Source organism: Pedobacter rhodius, from assembly GCF_027213645.1.
Taxonomy (GTDB): Bacteria; Bacteroidota; Bacteroidia; order Sphingobacteriales; family Sphingobacteriaceae; genus Pedobacter; species Pedobacter rhodius.
Map to the genome: position 1 here is coordinate 826,644 of NZ_JAPWGL010000003.1, position 17,067 is coordinate 843,710.

At 32.6% G+C, this 17,067-nt stretch carries 15 protein-coding genes; all 15 read left to right on the forward strand.

Translation table 11 applies throughout. The features are described 5' to 3' along the window. Window positions 1-13: 13 nt before the first annotated feature. The 15 genes from O0931_RS13685 to O0931_RS13755 all read left to right on the forward strand — a co-directional run bounded on the left by O0931_RS13685 (window position 14) and on the right by O0931_RS13755 (window position 17,043). Window positions 14-2,362 carry a GumC family protein gene (locus tag O0931_RS13685; RefSeq protein ID WP_269416137.1) on the forward strand — a complete coding sequence of 783 codons (2,349 nt, stop codon included), beginning with the start codon at window positions 14-16 and terminating at the stop codon, window positions 2,360-2,362. Between the two features lie 8 nt (window positions 2,363-2,370). Beyond that, window positions 2,371-3,402, forward strand: coding sequence for a ferredoxin--NADP reductase (locus tag O0931_RS13690; protein WP_269416138.1), 1,032 nt, complete (start codon window positions 2,371-2,373; stop codon window positions 3,400-3,402). 2 nt (window positions 3,403-3,404) lie between these two features. Then, window positions 3,405-4,181 (forward strand): glucose-1-phosphate cytidylyltransferase, encoded by a 777-nt coding sequence (gene rfbF, locus O0931_RS13695; protein ID WP_269416139.1) that lies wholly within the window; start codon window positions 3,405-3,407, stop codon window positions 4,179-4,181. 1 nt (window position 4,182) lies between these two features. Next, entirely contained in the window at window positions 4,183-5,286 is a 1,104-nt protein-coding gene (rfbG, locus tag O0931_RS13700) for a CDP-glucose 4,6-dehydratase (protein ID WP_269416140.1), read from the forward strand. Between the two features lie 44 nt (window positions 5,287-5,330). Continuing rightward, the gene (gene rfbH, locus O0931_RS13705) at window positions 5,331-6,632 is read left to right on the forward strand and encodes a lipopolysaccharide biosynthesis protein RfbH (RefSeq protein WP_269416141.1); all 1,302 of its coding nucleotides are present in this window, start codon (window positions 5,331-5,333) and stop codon (window positions 6,630-6,632) included. Window positions 6,633-6,667: 35 nt separating this feature from the next. Continuing rightward, a complete protein-coding gene (locus O0931_RS13710) occupies window positions 6,668-7,570 on the forward strand; it encodes an NAD-dependent epimerase/dehydratase family protein (RefSeq protein WP_269416142.1) in 903 nt (300 codons plus the stop codon). Continuing rightward, window positions 7,554-7,955 (forward strand): polysaccharide biosynthesis C-terminal domain-containing protein, encoded by a 402-nt coding sequence (locus tag O0931_RS13715; protein WP_269416143.1) that lies wholly within the window; start codon window positions 7,554-7,556, stop codon window positions 7,953-7,955. The genes O0931_RS13710 and O0931_RS13715 overlap by 17 nt, the downstream gene beginning before the upstream one ends. Window position 7,956: 1 nt before the next feature. Continuing rightward, a complete protein-coding gene (locus tag O0931_RS13720) occupies window positions 7,957-8,964 on the forward strand; it encodes a glycosyltransferase (RefSeq protein WP_269416144.1) in 1,008 nt (335 codons plus the stop codon). Further along, window positions 8,961-9,896 (forward strand): glycosyltransferase family 2 protein, encoded by a 936-nt coding sequence (locus tag O0931_RS13725; protein WP_269416145.1) that lies wholly within the window; start codon window positions 8,961-8,963, stop codon window positions 9,894-9,896. Before O0931_RS13720 ends, O0931_RS13725 begins: the two co-directional genes overlap by 4 nt. After that, a complete protein-coding gene (locus O0931_RS13730) occupies window positions 9,893-11,380 on the forward strand; it encodes an O-antigen translocase (RefSeq protein ID WP_269416146.1) in 1,488 nt (495 codons plus the stop codon). Before O0931_RS13725 ends, O0931_RS13730 begins: the two co-directional genes overlap by 4 nt. A 5-nt stretch (window positions 11,381-11,385) precedes the next feature. Further along, window positions 11,386-12,009: a DapH/DapD/GlmU-related protein gene (locus tag O0931_RS13735; RefSeq protein ID WP_269416147.1), complete on the forward strand. Its 624-nt coding sequence runs from the start codon at window positions 11,386-11,388 to the stop codon at window positions 12,007-12,009. Continuing rightward, window positions 12,009-13,286, forward strand: coding sequence for a glycosyltransferase family protein (locus O0931_RS13740; protein WP_269416148.1), 1,278 nt, complete (start codon window positions 12,009-12,011; stop codon window positions 13,284-13,286). The genes O0931_RS13735 and O0931_RS13740 overlap by 1 nt, the downstream gene beginning before the upstream one ends. Window positions 13,287-13,341: 55 nt before the next feature. Continuing rightward, complete coding sequence (locus tag O0931_RS13745; protein ID WP_269416149.1) at window positions 13,342-14,685, forward strand: O-antigen polymerase; 1,344 nt, start codon at window positions 13,342-13,344, stop codon at window positions 14,683-14,685. A 140-nt stretch (window positions 14,686-14,825) separates the two neighbouring features. Further along, a complete protein-coding gene (locus tag O0931_RS13750) occupies window positions 14,826-15,926 on the forward strand; it encodes a glycosyltransferase family 4 protein (RefSeq protein ID WP_269416150.1) in 1,101 nt (366 codons plus the stop codon). Window positions 15,927-15,933: 7 nt separating this feature from the next. After that, window positions 15,934-17,043, forward strand: coding sequence for a glycosyltransferase family 4 protein (locus tag O0931_RS13755; RefSeq protein WP_269416151.1), 1,110 nt, complete (start codon window positions 15,934-15,936; stop codon window positions 17,041-17,043). The last annotated feature ends 24 nt before the right edge of the window (window positions 17,044-17,067 follow it).

The window sequence follows — 17,067 nt, forward strand, 5'->3', positions numbered from 1 at the left end:
TTAATTTTTATAAATGCATACTCAAGTAGACTCTCAAACTGCTGACATTCAAAAGGATGATATTGATTTTAAAAATATCCTTCACAAACTCTTTGAAAAGTGGTCATGGTTTTTAGTAAGTGTAATATTTTTTCTTGTTTTTTCGTTCTTCTATCTGCGATTCACTGTACCTCAATATCAAATCAATTCAAAGCTGCTCGTTAATGACAATGACAATGGAAGCGCAGCAAGTAAAAAAGGAAGTTTGATGGACTTAGGAGGGCTAATTGGTGCCAGTAATTCAGTAGATAATGAAACTGAAATTTTGAAAACACGATTTTTGATGGAAAAAGTTGTGCGGAAGATGCAACTTAATATTATTTATTATCAAAGATCGAATTTCATTAATGAAGAATTATATAGCAAACCATTTAAGCTAAATATAATTAAAAGTGTAGATACTATAAATTTTACTGCTTTTAACATTACTAAAATAGATGCAAATAAAGTTCTTGTTAAAACAAAAAAATTCGAAAAGCAGGTTTTTTGGAATCAAGTATTTAATGTTGCAGGAGTTGGCTCTATTATGCTTACAAAAGAACCCGGGCAAAATTTTTCCAATAACCACCATTATGTAGTTAAAGTAAGCTCTCTTGACGAAAGGGTGGCTACATTAATGCAGCAGCTATCTGTCAAAGCAGGTAAACAGGCAACAATAATTGATTTGGGTTTAAGTTATCCAATTCCGAAAAAGGGGGAAGATATTTTGAATGAATTGATTGCTCAGTATACTGCTGCAAATATAGATGATAAAAATGCAATTGCAGATAGTACTGGTAAATTTATAAAAGAGCGGTTGACTGTTATTGCTTCAGAATTAGGCGATCAAGAAAATCAGGTCAAAGACTACAAGCAGAGAAATCAACTTTCTGATATGAGTGAACAAGGTAAATTATTGGTTCAAAATACCGGTGAGTTTACAAATGAGTTGGCAAGAGCCGAAACCCAAATTTCGATTATGAATGATCTCGAATCTTATTTAAAAGACGAGTCAAAAAATAAGCGAGTTTTTCCATCCTCTTTATTGCCTCAAGACATGGTATTCTCTAACCTGATGAACCAATATAATAGTCTTTTAATTGAAAGAGACAGATTACTTATCAGCGATACTGAAGACAGCCCCTTCATTAAAAACCTTGACTTGCAAATTAGTGGGCTCAGAAGGGGGGTGCTTTCAAATATTCAAAGTACTAGAAATACATATCTTTTAACCCGAAATAAACTAAGGTCTCAATTGAGTGAAGCAGAAGGACAAATCCGAGCTGTTCCGGAAGTTGAAAAAAATTATTTGAAATTGGCTCGAAATAAAGACATTAAACAAGAGCTTTATATTTTTCTTATGCAAAAGGCAGAAGAGACGGCCATCTCAAAGACATCCAATATTTCTGTTGCTAAGACAATCGATCCACCTAAATCACAAGTTGAACCAATTTCTCCTAAAAAAAACGTTATATATTTCATTAGTCTAATTATGGGATTCGTAATCCCTATTGTTATTATTCTTTTGGCTAATTTATTTAACACGTCGATAAATACTAAAGTAGATATTGAAGCGCTTACTTCCGTGCCTGTTATAGGGGAAATTAATCATAATGAATCTTCTGATAATTTGATAGTCGCAAATCAGGGTCGATCTGCAATTTCTGAACAATTTAGAGCACTTAGAACGAATTTATCTTTTTATCTGAAGAGTAAAGATGAAAAAGTTATCTTGCTAACATCTAGTATGTCTGGAGAAGGTAAATCATTTACGGCTATAAATCTTGCTAATATCTTTGCTTTATCAGGTAAAAAAGTACTTTTAATGGAATTAGATTTGAGGAAGCCAGGTTTATCCTCTAAATTGGGTTTGGACAATCGAATTGGATTCAGTAATTACACAATAAATCCTGAAATCAAAATTTCCGATATTATTAAACCAATCTCTATCAGTACTAATATGTTTATCATTTCTTCAGGGCCTTTACCACCAAACCCCGCTGAAACATTACTATCGGATAAAGTAGATGCTTTAATTACAGAATTGAAGAAACAATTTGATTATATAATAATGGATGCTCCACCTATTGGAGTAATTACTGATGCCCAGTTATTGGTTCCATATTCTAATGCAATACTCTATTTGGTTAGACAAAAAGTAACCAAAAAAGACCAGTTATCAATAGTTGATGATTTGTACAAAACGGGTAAAATGAAAAATATTGGTATTGTTGTGAATGATATCTCAAATAAAGAATATGGTTATGGCTACGGTTATGGTACTTATGGAGAAGAAAAGCCTTTGACTACGTTTCAAAAAATTATAGGAAGATTTAAAGTTTAAACTTAGCTATGAATTACTCGCTCAAGGTTATAGATAAGCGTCAAGAAACTAATGATACAGTTACCTTGTGTTTTAAACAACCCGGACTAAAAAAGATTAAATATCTTGCCGGTCAATATCTGACATTGATATTCAGGATCAACGGCAGGCGCTACATTAGGCCCTATTCATTTTCTTCATGTCCCATAGTTGACGAGTATCTTGAAGTTACTGTAAAACGCGTTTTGAATGGGATTGTATCAAATCATATTAATGATGAAGTTAAGGTGGGTGATACAATAGAGGTGATGTCTCCTATGGGTGACTTTATATTTGAAGAAGATGTTACTTATCGTGATGTCTATTTTTGGGGCGTAGGTAGTGGGATTACTCCTCTAATTTCGATTATAAAATATATTCTATCTTCAATTGAAAATGTAAAAGTACATTTGAATTATGGTAATAGAAACCATGATACCACTATCTTTAGAAATCAGATAGAAGAACTGAAATCTAAGTATCCGGATCGTTTAATTGTAAGGCACTTTCATACTAAGTTTATTATTGAAGAAAATAATCCCCACATTATCCAGGGAAGAATTGATTTTGAACGAGCAATACAAATATTGGAAGAAAATGAAAGTTTAAGTTTATCAGCACATTATATTTGTGGGCCACCCGGATTAAAGGAGTCTGTAAAAGATGCCTTAGCTAGTAAGGGGGTAGATATTGAAAATATTTACACAGAAGATTTCGAATTAGTTAAAAATCCTGAGGATTTCAAGGATATAAAAACACAAAATGTCGTTGTTGATTTTAATGGCACCCATTTTGGCTTGGAGGTTGTTAAAGGTAAGAGTATTTTGGAGGCAGCACTCGACAGCGATATAGAATTACCTTACTCTTGCCAAACGGGTAATTGTAGTACTTGCAAAGCAAGGGTGTTGACTGGCGAAGTAAAAATGATTGGTTTAAGTAAAGAACGAAGTGACTTAAGCGATGGAGAATTTCTACTCTGTTGTTCACATCCACTAACAGAAAACGTTTACATAGAATTATAAAAATGAAAGTAGTAATATTAGCAGGCGGGCTCGGAACGAGGTTAATGGAGGAGACCGAAGCAAGGCCAAAACCAATGGTTGAAATCGGAGGAAAGCCTATTTTATGGCACATTATGAAAATATATGAGGCTTATGGCTATAATGATTTTGTATTGTGTCTTGGCTATAAAGCCCAAAGTATTAAAGAATATTTCCTGAATTATTACCTTTATAATTCTGACGTTTCTATTGATATTGAAAAAAATAAAGTTGATGTCCATTTTTCAAATTCTGAATCATTTAAAGTAACCTTAGTTGACACTGGATTAACCACAAACACGGCAGGAAGAATCAAGAAAATTCAGAAATATGTAGAGGGAGAAACCTTCATGTTAACCTATGGTGACGGTGTTGCTGATATAAATATTAAAGAATTAGTAAATTTCCACAAACAACATGGAAAACTAGCTACCCTAACGACTATTCAAACCCCAGGCAGATTCGGAAACATCGAAATGGATACTAATGGCAATGTTCAACACTTTGTTGAAAAACCTCAAGGTGATGGGATGTGGATTAACGGAGGATTCTTCGTGTTAGAACCGGGAATATTCGATTATTTAAAAGAGGAAGTTGATGATATACAATGGGAGAATAAACCACTAAAGGAAATTGCACAAGATGGTCAATTAAGTGCTTTTAGACATTCTGGCTTTTGGAAACCAATGGACGCACTTAGAGATAGGATTGAGCTTGAAAAGCTATGGAGTAGTGGAGAAGCAAAATGGAAAATCTGGTAATATGATGGAAAAATTAAGAAGTACCTATCAAGGGAAAAAAGTTTTAATTACAGGTCATACTGGATTTAAAGGCGCTTGGCTATTAAAAACACTTAATATGTTGGGTGCAGAAATTAAAGGTTACGCATTAGAGCCTGAAACTAAATCCGACCTATATCATCTTATTGATGGGAATGATATTTGTCATTCTGTAATAGGTGATCTGCGTAATCGTGAGAAATTAAAGAAAGAAGTATTTGATTTTCAACCTGATTTTATCTTTCATTTGGCTGCTCAGCCATTAGTAAGGCTATCATATGAAATTCCTTCAGAAACATTTGAGGTCAATGCGATTGGAACTGCCAACTTGTTAGATGCAGTTAGAATATTAGAAAACAAATGCTCAGTTGTATTAATTACTACAGATAAGGTTTATTACAATAATGAATGGGATTATCCGTATAGAGAGAATGATCGTTTAGGAGGATATGATCCCTATAGTGCAAGTAAAGCCTGTGCAGAATTGGTAATCGATTCATATCGAAACTCTTTTTTTAATATCTCTAAATATAACGTTCATCAAAAAGGGATAGCAGTAGGTCGTGCAGGTAATGTTATTGGTGGAGGAGATTGGTCAAAAAATAGATTGATTCCGGACATAGCAAAAGCTTTATTAGAGGATAATCAGATTATTTTGAGAAATCCTGGTTCCGTTCGTCCTTGGCAACACGTATTGGAGCCTATTGGAGGATACCTGTTGTTAGGAGCAGCTCTTTCTGTTGAACCTGTGAAATTTGGAGATGCATATAACTTTGGTCCTAATTCTAGCGATGCACTTTCGGTAGAGGAAATGTTGAAACTGGCTATTAAATGTTGGGGATCAGGTACGTTTAGAGTTGAGAGAGACGCCAATCAACTACATGAAGCGGGATTGTTGAAGTTGGATATTAGTAAGGCTACCGCCGATTTGAAATGGTTGCCAAAATGGAATGCTGATTCAACAGTAAAGAAGACAATTGAGTGGTATCAGCATTTCTCTGCTCACCCTGCTGAAATAAAGGGGTTTACTGAACGTCAAATAAACGAATACTTCCATCTAACTGAATTAGAGATAAATCAACAATAGTAAGGAACTATTGTTGCAAACAAATATTACAAAAATTCATTCATATGTTAAAAAATATTACTGATCCTGCTTTTGAAGAATATATAAGATCTTCAGCGAGAAGTAAAACTAAACAAACTATAATAGCAGGTACGAACTATATACCAGTAACTGGAAAAGTTTTGGATGAAGAAGATATTCTTCTGAGCGTCGATGCAACGATGGATGGGTGGTTGACAGCTGGACGATTTGCAAGTCAGTTTGAGCACGATTTTGCTCAATATTTTGGGTCGACTAAGTCATTGCTAGTAAATTCTGGATCTTCTGCAAATTTGGTCGCTTTCTATGCATTAACATCTCCAAAATTAGGAGAGCGGGCTATAAAACCTGGTGATGAAGTAATTACTGTTGCTGCAGGTTTTCCAACTACTGTTAACCCAATCATCCAATTTGGAGCCATTCCGGTATTTGTTGATGTTGATATTGCTACGCATAATGTTCTAGCAGAAGACATTGAAAAAGCTGTATCATCCAAAACTAAAGCCATTATGATAGCACACTCATTAGGTAATCCGTTTGACTTGGACGAGGTGATGCGTGTGGCAAAAAAATACAATCTTTGGGTTGTAGAAGATGATTGTGATTCATTAGGCGCAACTTACAAAGGCAAAAAAACAGGGACTTTTGGTGATATTTCTACGTTTTCATTTTATCCTGCTCACCACATTACAATGGGGGAAGGCGGAGCGGTTTTAATTAATAATCCTGAGTTGTCAAAACTAGCAGAAAGTTTTAGGGATTGGGGTCGTGATTGCTATTGTTTGCCAGGCAAGGATGACACATGCGGGTGTCGTTTTGGACAGCAACTTGGCTCACTTCCCTATGGTTATGACCATAAATATACTTATTCACATATTGGTTTTAATTTAAAGGTAACTGATATGCAGGCCGCTTTTGGTGTGTCTCAATTGAAAAAGTTAGATTATTTTGTTCAACGTAGAAGGGAAAATTATGCTGAATTGTATCAAAGGATGAAAACATTAGAAGATATATTCATCCTTCCAGAGCCAACACCAAATTCTGATCCATCTTGGTTCGGTTTTCTACTAACCTTGAGGGAGGGTGATTCCAATGATAGGCACATGCTGGTTCAGCATCTTGAAGAAAAAAAAATTGGCACTCGACTTTTGTTTGGGGGTAATTTGCTGAGACAACCTGCGTATGCAAACATAAATCACCGTGTCGTTGGGGATTTAAGAAATACTGACATAATTATGAATCAATCATTTTGGTTGGGTGTTTGGCCGGGACTAAACGACAGCCATTATGATTATATTTTAAATGTGTTGCAGAAGTATTTATCATAATCTGTTTTCTAAGAAATTAAAATTTTAATGTTAATATGAAGGTTTCGCTAATTGGCACAAATGGATTACTATCTAGTAGTATTGGCCTTTATTGTAATAGTAATGGTCATGATCTAAATGTTTATGGTCGATCGGCTCCTATTCACCATTCGTTTAATAGACATATTAAGATAAATCTGTTAGATGAAGTAATTGATTACACTGCTTTAGTTAAATCTGATGTAATTATTTATTCCGCAGGGGCAGGCATTCAAGCAAATCTAAACCAGGGTGCAGATGTTATATTTGAATTAAATGTCAATGTTCCTATAAAAATATATAATGCTTTAAAACTGAATGGATTCGAGGGCATATTTATAAGTTTCGGCTCCTACTTTGAAATCGGTGAAAATTTGGACGATAAAAGGTTCTCTGAAGGTGACCTATTAACATCTCAGTTGGTCGCTCCGAATGACTACACAGTTTCAAAAAGACTATTAACAAGGTTTTTTAGTTCCACAATTAGTCCATTTAAATTTTATCACTTCATTTTACCAACAATTTATGGTGAAAATGAATCAGCAAATAGGCTTATTCCTTACACGCTCAAGGCAATCGCCTATAATGATGATTTAGGATTCACCTCGGGGGATCAGGTACGTCAGTATATATATATTGAAGATGTTGTGGAAGTGATTTTTAGTGCATTAAGAAGTGATATAATTAGTGGGATATATAATATCGAGGGCGTAGAGGAATTGACGGTTAGAGAATTAGTCTCAAAATTATTTGAACTTAACTCTGTGGATCTCCCCCAAGATACATTTGGTAAGCTTGCCCGTAAGGATGTCGGAATGAAAATGCTGAAGTTAGATGGCAATAAGTTGCAAAAGTCGATCGATTATCAACCCCGTACACAAATTGCAGATGTTTTTAAAAAATATGATTTTAAAAGATAAAATAGAGATTATACCTCGAAAATTTTTAAAAGATGAAAGAGGTTGGCTTTTCAAAACTCTTACGGGTACAGAAAAAGGTTTGCCCAATTATACAGGAGAGATATACACAGTTTGCGGTTTGCCAAATCAAATTAGAGGTGGTCACTATCATAAAGAGGCCACAGAATGGTTTACAATCATTGGGGGGGAAGCAACATTGAAGCTCAAAGACATTCTTACTTTAGAAGAGTTAACATTGAAATTGAGCATAGAAGAACCGATAACTATTGTGGTTCCCCCATTGGTAGCCCATCAATTTGAAAATCCTTCAGATAAGGAATTTTTATTATTAGCGTATTCGAATCTTTTATATGACCCCAAAGACACTATAATATTTAACTTGTAATATGGCTTTAGTAGAAAATCCTATTCTAACAATATGTATCCCAACATATAATAGAGCTAATAAAGTTTATGAGTTAGTTTTAGATTTATTGAAATTTGAAGGAAATGAGATACAGATCGTTGTATTAGATAATATTTCTAATGACGATACAGAGCAGCGATTATCAACAATAAATGACTTGCGGTTCCATTATGTGAAAAACAGCGAAAATATAGGAGGGCCATTAAATCACCTTAAAGTTCTTACACTAGGTAATGGATTGTTTTCCTTGCTATGCTTAGATAAAGATTTTATCAATTTTAAAAGTTTAAAACAATTTTTGGAAAAGCTTTTATCAGATAAAGAAATCGTATTTGGCCATTGTGAACTTAATCTGGTAAGAAGTTCAGTAGATAAACTTTATGATAAAGGTTACATGTCTATAAAAAACATGGCTTATCGTTCTCAACATCCTTCAGGAATGTTTTACAGAACAAGTATTTTGAAAAACTTAACCATCTTACCAAAGATTTTTGATGAGAGATTAAAGTTTGGTTTTTATCCAGATATACTCAATGGTGAAATGGCAACTAGAGGTAAATCAATGCTATTCAAATCCCCACTAGTTTTTACGGAGTCGAAAACAGAATGTGCTAAAACGCCTTCTTTTACTTACGATGAGAATGATGTTTTTTTTGCCCCACGACAACGAATTTTTGAATTTGATATTTATTCGAAATATATTTTTGAATTGCATTTGTCCAAAAAACTATCAACTAAGCTTATCAAAGTAAACTACTTAAGAAGACTTATGGCAGCAACAATAGAATATAGATCAATACTCAAGGATAATGAAGTGTGCCAGCATTATGGAGTGATCTCCAGAAAAGTCACAATAGGGGAGATACTAACAAACGCAAATAGGTTTACTGATCATTTTCATGAGAATACAAAAAAGGTTAGATTTTTAGACAAATTATATATTACATCAATAGGGCGTCTAATTGTTTTTATAAAATTGTTTTTATGAGTAGTCAAGTTGACAAAAAACGCTTGTCTATTTGCATTCCTACAAGGGGTAGAAGGGAAATATTAAGGACGACTTTATTAAGTATTTTTAGTTCAGGCATATCTACACAACTTTATGAAGTTGTGGTCTATGATAGCTCAGATAGCAATTTGGATTTGAATAGCTTCTATGGTAGTTTTGGCATGGCAAATCTACGATTTGTTCATGGGGTAAACTATGGATATCTGAACCTTATTGAAGCCTTAAAATTGGGCGAAGGCGAATATCTAAAATTGCATAATGATTATTCAAGTTTTTTACCTAATTCCTTGAATATAATGATTGAGGAAGTTGGAAAGGCAGCAATTGAAAAACCATTACTTGTTTTTTCTAATAATACACTTGAAAAAATGCCTAATAAGCTGACTGCAAGTACATTTAATGATTTTTTATATATATTGTCATATTATAGCACCTGGAGTACTTTATTTGGAGTTTGGAAAGAAGATTTTGATTTAGTTAAAGATTGCTCCATAAATCCGATGTTTCCTCATACATCTATTTTGTACGCCAATTCCTACAAAAATTCTTACAGCATTAATAACAATCTTCTCTTCTTTAATCAAGAAGTTGGGAATAAAGGAGGTTATAATTTGTTTAGGGTATTTGCTGTTGAATTTTTAAATATGGCAAACGAATTGAGGATAAATTCAATTATAGTAGATAAAACATTTAACAAAATCAAACGTGACATGTTCTTTACTTTCCTTATTAGATGGTATAGTGAAACCAAGATTTTAAAAAATTCATATACATTTATCCTGTCAAATATTAGAGAGTCTATTCTTATACATTATTCCTTAAAAGATTATTATTTATTATTATTTTTAGCATATGTAAGAAGCATAAAGAAAGTACTTATCAAGATGTTTTTGGGTAGTAAATCAGTATGATGGATAAAGAAGATTCTTATAAGCAGATTGCAAAATCGACCGGCGTAGTTGGGGGAACTCAAATATTGAATATTTTAATTGGAATAGTAAGAATGAAGGTTCTGGCAATTCTACTTGGGCCTTCTGGAGTTGGTATTGCAGGTATTTTTCAGACTATTGTGGATTTGGTTAAGGATGCAACTGGATTTGGAATTAATTTTAGTGGTGTAAAGAAGATTGCAGAGGTAAGTGAAAGTCGAGATCCTAAAAAGATTTCGCGAAATATTAAGGTGCTTCGTCGATGGGCCTTGGGAACTGGTTTATTTGGAACATTCATAATTATTGGCTTTAGTCAATATTTTAGTATCTTCTCTTTCGGCAACTCTGATTATACTAGGAGTATTATTTTCCTTTCCATAATCGTTTTCACCTCAACAATTTCAGCAAGTCAGATAGCCCTATTGCAAGGTTTAAGGAAAATATCGGAAATGGCAAAGGCTAACTTATTTGGTACAATTGCTGGTACAGTTGTGAGTTTGCCCCTGTATTGGTGGTTTGGAAATAAAGGCATAGTACCAGGAATGGTTTTAACATCTATTTGCGCTATGTGTGTTTCTTGGATATTTTCCAGAAAAATTAAGATACAACATGTCGATCTAACGATTTCACAGTCTTTTAAAGACGGTTTGGGGATGGCAAAATTAGGCTTTTTTATTGTTGTAAATGGCTTCGTTGCAACTCTGTCAATGTACATAATCAGAAAAATAATAATTTCACACCTAAGCTTAACATCTGTTGGATTTTTTCAAGCTGTTTGGACTATTTCAACTGTTTACATTAATGTATTGCTTCATGCAATGCTTGCTGATTATTTTCCTCGTTTGACTATGTTACAAAATGATAACCAAGCATCTAATAAACTCATTAATCAACAATTGGAGGTTACTCTCTTAATTGGTACTCCTATGTTAATTGGAATGATTGTTATGGCGCCAATTGGTTTAAATATATTATATTCTGCGTCTTTTGATGTAGCGGTTCCAATTCTGAGGTGGCAAATGGCGGGCTCTTTTTTTACGCTATTAAGTTGGCCATTAGGGGTGTTATATTTATCCAAAAATGAAGGATGGTATTGTGTGATTAGTGAATCTTTACGCCAATTATTTTATATATCCTTTGTGTATTTTGCTTGGAAATATTTTGGTTTTAATAGTTTAGGAATCGGATTTTTACTTGCTGGAGTTGTCAACGTTATATTTGTATATTTTAGCTTGAAAAAAATTAGTGGATTTAAGTTTTCCTTAATTAATATTAAATTTATCATCATTTTCGGCACAGCAGTTATTTCAATTCTATCACTATGTTTACTATTTAACGGATGGCTCACATATTTATTTAGTTTTGGTGTAGTTTTATTATTTACGATCTTTTGTTTCAAAAAACTTGATCAATTAATAGGGATAAAACAAATAATTGTAAATAAATTCAGTTTAAAAAATAACTAAATTGAATGAAAAAACTTGCAATCCTAATTGGACAGATATTAAGCATATTATATATTGCAAAATTTTGTCACAGTTGTTCTAAACTATTTAATTATATATATTCAGGCACACTGAATAGATCATTTGGACATTGTGGACTCAATTTCTATGTTCAATATCCCTGTTATCTTGCAGGTGTTGGAAACATTACCATAGGCGAAAATTTTGTCTCATTCAAAAGATTGAGACTGGAAGCTTATACAGAACATAATGGATTCTCATTCATGCCAGAAATTATCATAGGCGATAACGTGGCTTTAAATTACGATTGTCATATAACGGCGATAAACAAAGTTGTTATAGGTAATGGTGTGCTAATAGCAAGTAGAGTATTTATCACTGATCATTTTCATGGAAATAACTCTTTAACAGACTTGCAATTAGAACCAAACAAAAGGAAATTGCACAGTAAGGGGCCAGTCATAATTGGAAACAATGTTTGGATAGGAGAAAATGTTTCAATTATGCCTGATGTAAAAATCGGGGATAATTGTATTATAGGAGCGAATAGTGTTGTTACCAAATCATTTCCTGAGAATTCTATAGTTGCAGGCGTTCCTGCCAAACTTATAAAAAGTATAATAAATTAATGAAAAAAGCTGTTTTTACAATTGTAGCTAAAAATTATTTTGGTTTCGCGAAAGCCCTCTATGTATCTGTAAAGAAGCATAATCCAGAAATAGATTTCTTTGTTTTGCTTTCAGATGAAATTGATAATCCTGAGGATTTCAAAAGTCAGGATTTTGAGATTCTTGAAGCAAAAAATATTGGAATTGGTTCGTATAGTGAATTAGCTTTTAAGTATAATGTAACTGAATTTTCAACAGCCATAAAACCATTTTTCTTTTCTTATCTGTTTGAAAAAGAATATGAAAAAGTGATTTATTTTGATCCAGACATCTACATATATGATAATTTGGATTCCATTTATGATAAATTAGCTGAACATGATATAATTCTTACGCCCCATTTTGTTTCTCCTGAATTGGTCAGTACGGCAAATGCGCCAGAAACATTAACGCTTTTTGCCGGAATCTATAATTTAGGATTTATTGCTGTTAAAAGAACTGAAATTGGTACAGCAATGATAAAATGGTGGGAAGCTCGGCTGCATAAATATTGTTTTGTTGATAAATTTGATGCCCTCCATGTAGACCAAAAATGGATGGATTTTGTTCCGGCTTTATTCGGAGATAAAGTATTGATATTAAGAGAACTTGGTTATAATATCGCATATTGGAATATACATGAACGTAGTATTTCCGAAAAAAACAACAAAATAATTATATCTAACAGGCTGACTGGTCGGGAAGAATTTCCATTAATATTTATTCATTTTTCAGGATTTAACCCAAAAAATATATATGATAACAAACAATGTCCGATACTGGATTTAAGGCAATATGCAGATTTCATTCCTTATTTTGTCGAATATGCAGAATTTCTAAATGAAAATAACTTTGACATGTATTTTCATAAAAAATATACTTATGGAAGTTTTGATGGCGGAGTATCGATTAATTTATTCCAGCGCCGTCTATTTAGAAGATTGGTAAATGAAGGTTATCATTTTGAACGCCCTTTTGGTATTGAAAATAATGATTTTTATACCATTTTAAAACAAAATAAACTGTTATCAAATTCTGTCGCAAATGTAGATAAGTTGAACGAAAGGAATTTTCAAGATCTGGATTCTAAAATTAGTAAATTAAACATTATTATGAAATGTTTGAAATGGGTTTTAGGCTTTGACAGATATGTTTTGTTATTGAAGTTTTGCCAGCGTTATTTCAGGCCTGAAAATCAGACTTTCTTGATAAAAGAGTATAATACGTTGAAATTTTTAAATGAAAATGTAAAGAAATAGTTCATTAAAATATGTTTCTCACACAATAATTATTAAATCTAATATTGAAGGTAAATTGAATACTATAGAACTTTTTGGTGGATTATTAAGATTTGATAAGTATCTTATTATAATAGACATTGCTCTAATTATACATTTTATCTATGACTGGTATCGGATGTATAAAAGAACAGGTTGGACACTAGATTATTGGACCGTTTCTATGAGCCTAATTTATTTTTTGCCATTTTTAATTATTTATCCATTTTCATCATCATTATACAATGCAATATCGGTTGGCGGAAATGTAATTCGTATTCAAGAAGTTATTAATGAGTGTTATATAGTTTTCCTTGCAGGCTATCTTTCCATATATCTAGGAAGGTACATTTTTAATAAATACAAATTTAATACGCCGATAAATTATGTTTTGATTAGGCCGTTTGAGAAAACGTTGACCAAATTATTTGAAGTCTCGGTAAAGAATGACTTTACTTCAAGAATTTTATTTTTGTTTTATTTTATAGGCTTACTTGGTATTTTAGCTTTTGGCCGTCAATTTGGAGGAAATGACATTCGAGCTGTTTTTCAGGCGAATCCTGAAATTAGAGCGCTTTATAATTTCGTTTTGATACTGAGTTCGGTAGTTTCGTTAGTTTTAATTGCACGGATTTTTCAATTCAACAGTTTAATAGATAAAATCTTATTAGGTATTTTTTTTCTTCTGACATTATTTATTGGTGCACGTGCATTTCTTGCTCAACCAATAATCTATCTTTTTGGATTTCATGTTTATTATAATCTTAAAGGAAAAATTAATTTAATAAAGGTTGGAATTACCGGCTGTATTGTTTTGGTACTTGGAATTGGTATGAGTTCAGTTAGGGCGGGCGAACTTGATACTTCCTTAATTTTGGCTGGTTTAGGCGACCAGATTTTATTTGGAAATTCATATTCAGATCTCCGTGATTTTGCTTGGGTTTTTGCTTATTGGGACCACGCACTTTTGTTAGGAAAAACTTATTTAGCTGGTTTTATGTCTTTTATTCCAAGTTTTCTTTCTGATTTCCGTACCGAATGGAGCATAGGTAAGTTTACTGCAACAACAGTAGGCTTTGATCCATTAATACATCCTGGTCTAAGGCCAGGTATATTTGGAGAAGTTTTTTTTAATTTCGGCTATTTAGGAGTGATAATTTTGGGTGTAATTTTGGGTTATGGCACACGCTATATCGATTTTAATATAAAGGTATCATCAAATAGCTTAAACAAGCTATTAGGATTTAGCTCTATTGTTTCAACTTTTTTTATTTTTAACCTTACAATTACTGCAGGTTTCTTTTCTCTATACGTTTTTATTATTGTGCTTCTTCTAGCTTCTATTTTATCTATAAGCCTGAAAATTCTAAGTAAAAGATAAATTTAAATTAACTAAGAGGAAATAGTGATTGCCTGATTATTATGGTCGATATTTTATGATAAGAACTAGCCGATTTATTTTTTGACCTCAAACAGCTTTTGTGTATATCTACTCCTGGCTGAAATTAATCTTTGACTAAAATGAGCAATATAAAAACGATATGCATAGATTGCAGGATACTTACAACTGGTATAGGAACTTACGTAACTAGTATATTAGCTTATTTTAAGGGGAATGATGATTGGTTAATATATGCTTTAGTTGCAGAAGGGCAGAACGAAATACTACCCTTAAATATAAAATTAATTCCTTTTAAGGCGGGTGTTTATTCTGTTCGAGAACAATTTGAGTTTTCGTGGAAAATTCCTAGAGTAGATATATTTTGGTCACCTCATTATAACATACCTCTTTTGCCTATTAAAGCAAAAGTCCGAATTGTCACAATTCATGATGTCTACCATTTGGCATACCGTAGTGAACTCACTTTAAAACAAAAAATTTATTCAAAAATTGTACTCGCCGCAGCAGTAAAACTTAGTAAAAAAGTTATTACAGTTTCAGAATTTTCAAAGTCTGAAATCATTAAGTATTTAAAATTTGATAAAAATAAAATAAACGTCATTGAAAATGGAGTAAAACAAATAAGGAATTTAAAAAGTTTTGATGCTATTCAAAAGAAATATAATCTTCCTAGTAAATATATTCTTTATTTGGGTAGCGTAAAGCCTCATAAGAACTTAAAGCGTCTGCTTGAAGCCTACGAACAATTAAATTCAACAGTAAAAGAAGCTAATAAAGTTGTTATAGTTGGTAAAGTTGATGGATTTATAACGGGGGATCCAAAGTTAATCAGTTATATAAGAGAAAACCCTAGCTTAAAAGAAAATGTTGTCTTTACGGGTTTTATTGAGGATGTGGATATGGATGCAATTTATAGCAATGCAAACATATTTGTTTTTCCATCCCTTTATGAGGGCTTTGGTTTACCCCCTTTGGAAGCTATGTTAAATGAATGTCCTGTAACGACTTCATCAATACCCAGTCTTAAGGAAGTTTGTGGTAATGCAGCGATGTATTTTGACCCGTCCAATATTGAAGATATCAAGCAAAAGATTGAATCATTTATTATGGATGAGGACCTAAAACAGCAATTCGTTGAAAGAGGTAAGATATGCGTCAAAAATTTCACTTGGAAGAATTCATATGAGAAACATTTAAAAATTTTCGACACAATTAATTAAATATATTTTGAAAGTAGCAATAATACAAGAATGGCTAACCACTATGGGTGGCTCGGAAAAAGTAGTTCAGTCAATCGCAGAATTATTTCCTCAAGCAGATATCTTTGCTTTAGTTGCGGATCCTAAATTAGTTAAAGACCTTGCATTGCAAGATAGAAAACTTACTACTTCAATTATTCAGAAGCTTCCGTTTGGTTTAAAGAGATATAAAAGCTATTTGCCATTATTTCCCTTTGCAATAGAGCAATTTGATCTGAGTGAATACAATTTAATTATTTCATCAAACCATGCTGTTTCTAAAGGCGTATTAACAAATGGTGACCAACTCCATATTACATATTGCCATAGTCCTATCCGGTATGCATGGGATTTACATCATCAATATTTAAATGAAGAAGGTCTGGGTTTTGGTTTCAAAGGTCTGTTGGCGAGGTACTTTTTACATAGAATTAGGATTTGGGATTATCTTTCATCTAAGAGACCTGATTTTTTTATTAGTAACTCAAATTTCATAGGAAAGCGAATTCAAAAAGTTTATCAACAGAATTCTACAACAATTTACCCACCCATTGAAATAGATCAATTTGTTTTACAAACACAAAAGAAAGATTTTTATGTTACATCATCGAGAATGGTGCCGTATAAGAAAATTGACTTAATTGTAGAAGCATTTTCAAAAATGCCCGATAAAAAATTAATTGTGATTGGAGATGGACCGGATTTTAATAAAATTAGGCTTTTAGCAACACAGAATATTGAATTTAAAGGTTATTTGCCAATGCATCAACTTATTTTATACTTGCAAGAGGCAAGGGCATTTGTATTTGCTGCAATAGAAGATTTTGGAATGTTACCCGTAGAAGCTCAAGCTTGTGGAACGCCTGTAATTGCTTTGGGAAAAGGGGGGAGTTTGGAAACCGTTAGGGATGGGATAACAGGCATTTTATTCCGTGAGCAAACTGTGAGTTCTCTTATCGATGCAGTAAATTTATTTGAAACTAAATCCTTTTCTCCAAGTAAGATTCGGGAACATGCCGAAAGCTTTAGTAAGGTTAAATTTAAAGAAAATTTTTTAAGCTTTATTAATGAAAAAATGAGTTGTAAAATGTTAGATTAATTATAGATAACTAAATTTATCTTT

Coding starts and splice junctions, on each gene's coding strand:
- O0931_RS13685 (WP_269416137.1), top strand. CDS start 14: ATGCATACTCAAGTAGACTCTCAAACTGCTGACATTCAAAAGGATGAT.
- O0931_RS13690 (WP_269416138.1), top strand. CDS start 2,371: ATGAATTACTCGCTCAAGGTTATAGATAAGCGTCAAGAAACTAATGAT.
- rfbF (WP_269416139.1), top strand. CDS start 3,405: ATGAAAGTAGTAATATTAGCAGGCGGGCTCGGAACGAGGTTAATGGAG.
- rfbG (WP_269416140.1), top strand. CDS start 4,183: ATGATGGAAAAATTAAGAAGTACCTATCAAGGGAAAAAAGTTTTAATT.
- rfbH (WP_269416141.1), top strand. CDS start 5,331: ATGTTAAAAAATATTACTGATCCTGCTTTTGAAGAATATATAAGATCT.
- O0931_RS13710 (WP_269416142.1), top strand. CDS start 6,668: ATGAAGGTTTCGCTAATTGGCACAAATGGATTACTATCTAGTAGTATT.
- O0931_RS13715 (WP_269416143.1), top strand. CDS start 7,554: ATGATTTTAAAAGATAAAATAGAGATTATACCTCGAAAATTTTTAAAA.
- O0931_RS13720 (WP_269416144.1), top strand. CDS start 7,957: ATGGCTTTAGTAGAAAATCCTATTCTAACAATATGTATCCCAACATAT.
- O0931_RS13725 (WP_269416145.1), top strand. CDS start 8,961: ATGAGTAGTCAAGTTGACAAAAAACGCTTGTCTATTTGCATTCCTACA.
- O0931_RS13730 (WP_269416146.1), top strand. CDS start 9,893: ATGATGGATAAAGAAGATTCTTATAAGCAGATTGCAAAATCGACCGGC.
- O0931_RS13735 (WP_269416147.1), top strand. CDS start 11,386: ATGAAAAAACTTGCAATCCTAATTGGACAGATATTAAGCATATTATAT.
- O0931_RS13740 (WP_269416148.1), top strand. CDS start 12,009: ATGAAAAAAGCTGTTTTTACAATTGTAGCTAAAAATTATTTTGGTTTC.
- O0931_RS13750 (WP_269416150.1), top strand. CDS start 14,826: ATGAGCAATATAAAAACGATATGCATAGATTGCAGGATACTTACAACT.